3 protein-coding genes are annotated in these 3,542 nt (G+C 70.6%); 1 reads left to right on the top strand and 2 read right to left on the bottom strand.

The window, feature by feature from the left end:
- On the top strand, positions 1-806 hold an 806-nt coding region (locus PV363_RS16615; RefSeq protein WP_301022928.1), incomplete at its 5' end, for a peptidoglycan DD-metalloendopeptidase family protein.
- A 55-nt stretch (positions 807-861) separates the two neighbouring features.
- Here PV363_RS16615 and PV363_RS16620 read toward each other — a convergent pair.
- Positions 862-3,084: an NADP-dependent isocitrate dehydrogenase gene (locus PV363_RS16620; RefSeq protein ID WP_255561178.1), complete on the bottom strand. Its 2,223-nt coding sequence runs from the start codon at positions 3,082-3,084 to the stop codon at positions 862-864.
- A gap of 204 nt (positions 3,085-3,288) precedes the next feature.
- A partial coding sequence (locus tag PV363_RS16625; RefSeq protein ID WP_301022929.1) for a tyrosine-type recombinase/integrase occupies positions 3,289-3,542 on the bottom strand: 254 nt, incomplete at its 5' end.

The raw sequence follows: 3,542 nt of genomic DNA on the forward strand, positions 1-3,542 counted from the left end.
CGATCGTCCGCGCCTACGAGGCCCCCACCGGCCCGTACGCCGCCGGTCACCGCGGGGTCGACCTGGCTGCGGCGCCGGGCGCGATCGTCCGGGCGGTGGACGGCGGGGTGGTGGCGTTCGCCGGCCGGGTCGCCGGCGTCGAGGTGGTCAGCGTCGACCACGGCGGCGTGCGCTCGACGTACCAACCGGTCGGCGCCGACGTCGTGAAGGGCGACCGCGTCGCTCGCGGCGCCGTCCTCGGAAGGGTCCTCCTCGCGGGCGGACCCTGCTTTCCCGTCGCCTGCCTGCACCTCGGTCGTCGTCACGGGCGCGCGTACGCCGATCCGCTCGCGCTCCTCGGCCGTGCGGCTGCGGTGCGGCTCGTGACGCCGTACGGACCGCCACCGGTGCCGCCGCCGACCCCGGCACTGGGACGTGGCACCCCGGGAGGGCTGGTCCATCCGGTAGACGGTCCGATCAGCTCCCCGTTCGGGATGCGCGTGCACCCGGTCACCGGAGAGCTCCGACTGCACGACGGCACGGACTTCGCGGTCCCGTGCGGGACGCCGGTCCGGTCGGCGGCGGCGGGACGCGTGGTCGGCTCGGGGTACGACCCCGCGTACGGCAACCGAGTGGTGGTCGAGCACGGCGGCGGGCTGTCGACCACTTACAACCATCTGATCCGGCCGGGCACAGCCGCCGGCACGTCGGTCGAGGCAGGCACCGTCGTGGGGTCGGTCGGGTCCACCGGCTTCTCGACCGGTTGCCACCTTCACGTCATGGTCGTCGACGAGGGACACCCGGTGGATCCGACCTCCGTGCTGTAGACGACGAGACCCGCCGGGTGCGCACCCGGCGGGTCTCATCGTCAGCGGCGGCCTGTCAGCCGAGTGCCGCCAGCGCGTCGTTCAGGGTCTTCGAGGGCCGCATGACCGACGACGCGAGTGCGTCATCGGGGCGGAAGTAGCCGCCGATGTCCACGGGCGAGCCCTGGACCCCGATGAGCTCCTCGGTGATCGCCTGCTCGTTGGCAGCGAGCTGCTCTGCCAACGACGCGAACGCCGCCGCGAGCTCGGCGTCCTCGGTCTGAGAGGCCAGCTCCTGCGCCCAGTAGAGCGCGAGATAGAAGTGGCTTCCACGGTTGTCGATCCCGCCGACGCGGCGGCTGGGCGACTTGTTCTCGTTGAGGAAGGTGCCGGTCGCTCGGTCGAGCGTGTCGGCGAGAACCTGAGCCTTCGGGTTGTCGGTGACCTGGGCGAGGTGCTCCAGGCTGACGGCCAGGGCGAGGAACTCGCCGAGACTGTCCCACCGAAGGTAGTTCTCCTTGATGAGCTGCTGCACGTGCTTGGGCGCCGAGCCGCCGGCGCCGGTCTCGAAGAGACCACCTCCGTTGATGAGCGGCACCACCGAGAGCATCTTGGCGCTCGTCCCCAGCTCCAGGATCGGGAACAGGTCGGTCAGGTAGTCGCGGAGGACGTTGCCCGTGACCGAGATGGTGTCCTCGCCCTTGCGGATGCGCTCCAGCGAGAACGCCGTCGCGTCGACCGGGGACATGATCTCGATCTGGAGACCGTCGGTGTCGTGGTCGGCGAGATAGGTCGTCACCTTCTCGATGAGGTTGCGGTCGTGCGCCCGCGACTCGTCGAGCCAGAAGACCGCAGGGGCGCCGGTGGCCCGGGCCCGCGTCACGGCGAGCTTGACCCAGTCGCGGATCGGGACGTCCTTGGTCTGGCACATGCGCCAGATGTCGCCCTGGGAGACCGGGTGCTCGAAGACGACCGAGCCGTCCTGGTCGGTCACGCGGACCGTGCCGGCAGCGGGGATCTCGAACGTCTTGTCGTGGCTGCCGTACTCCTCTGCTGCCTGCGCCATGAGGCCGACGTTGGGTACGGAGCCCATCGTCGTCGGGTCGTACGCGCCGTGAGCCCGGCAGTCGTCGAGGACGACCTGGTAGATGCCGGCATAGCTGCTGTCGGGGATGACCGCCAGCGTGTCGGCCTCGACGCCGTCCGGTCCCCACATGTGACCCGAGGTACGGATCATCGCGGGCATGGACGCGTCGACGATGACGTCGCTCGGGACGTGCAGGTTGGTGATCCCCTTGTCGGAGTCGACCATCGCGAGCGCGGGACCGTCCGCGATCCCCTGCTCGATCGCGGCCTGCACGGCATCGCGGCTGTCGGCCGGGAGCGTCCCGAGACCGGAGACGATGCTGCCGAGACCGTTGTTGGGGCTCAGGCCGGCCGCGGCGAGCGCCTCGCCGTGCTCGGCGAACAGCTCGGGGAAGAACGCCTGCACGACGTGCCCGAAGATGATCGGGTCGGAGACCTTCATCATCGTGGCCTTGAGGTGGACGGAGAACAGGACGCCCTCCGCCTTCGCCCGCGCAATCTGCGCGGTCAGGAACTCACGCAGTGCGGCGACGTCCATGGCGGTCGCATCGACGACCTCGCCGGCGAGCACCGGCACCGACTCGCGCAGCACGGTGGTCGAGCCGTCCTCGGCGACCAGCTCGATCCGCAGCGAGCCGTCCTTGTCGATCACGGCGGACTTCTCGTTGGACCGGAAGTCGCCCGAGTCCATGTGTGCGACGTTGGTCTTGGAGTCGGCACTCCACGCACCCATCGAGTGCGGGTGCTGGCGGGCGTACTGCTTGACCGACGCCGGCGCCCGGCGGTCGGAGTTGCCCTCGCGGAGCACCGGGTTGACGGCACTGCCCTTGACCTTGTCATAACGGGCGCGCACGTCGCGGGCCTCGTCGGTCGACGGATCGTCGGGGTAGTCGGGGATCGCGTACCCCTGGCCCTGCAGCTCGGTGATGGCGGCCTTCAGCTGAGGAACCGACGCACTGATGTTGGGGAGCTTGATGATGTTGGCCTCGGGCCGCTTCGCGAGGTCGCCGAGCTCGACGAGGGCGTCACCGACCTGCTGCTCGGGCGGGAGGCGGTCGGGGAACTGCGCGAGGATCCGCCCGGCGAGGGAGATGTCGCGGCTCTCCACCGTGACGCCCGCCTTGGCCGCGTAGGCCTGGATGATCGGGAGGAACGAGTACGTCGCGAGCAGCGGCGCTTCGTCCGTGTGGGTGTAGATGACCTTCGAGTCCAACTCCGAGGCTCCATTCCTGCGTTCGACCATCCCGCTTCCCAGGATGGTTCGGCGTGCTGGGGGGTCTAGTCCTACGAGCCCGCGCGCGGCGCGGGAGGGGACGCACCAGGTGCTGATGGTCCGCCGGTAGGAAGGCGCTCCACAGGCAGCCTACTTCGTCGCGGCTGCCCCGCCCGACGCGGGAAGAGTCTCTCGCACTGCTGGTCAGGCCCGCGGGTGTGCCTGGGCGTAGGCGCTGCGCAGCCGCTCGGAGCTCACGTGGGTGTAGAGCTGGGTGGTCGCGAGCGACGCGTGGCCGAGGAGCTCTTGGACGCTGCGCAGGTCGGCGCCGCCCTCCAGAAGGTGCGTGGCGGCGGTGTGGCGGAGTCCGTGCGGGCCGAGGTCGGGGGCGTCGTCGACGTCGGCGAGGCGGGAGTGGACCATCCGGCGGATCGTCCGGGGGTCGACGCGCCCGCCCC

Origin of the sequence: Mumia sp., assembly GCF_028803055.1 — a bacterium.
Taxonomy (GTDB): domain Bacteria; phylum Actinomycetota; class Actinomycetes; order Propionibacteriales; family Nocardioidaceae; genus Mumia.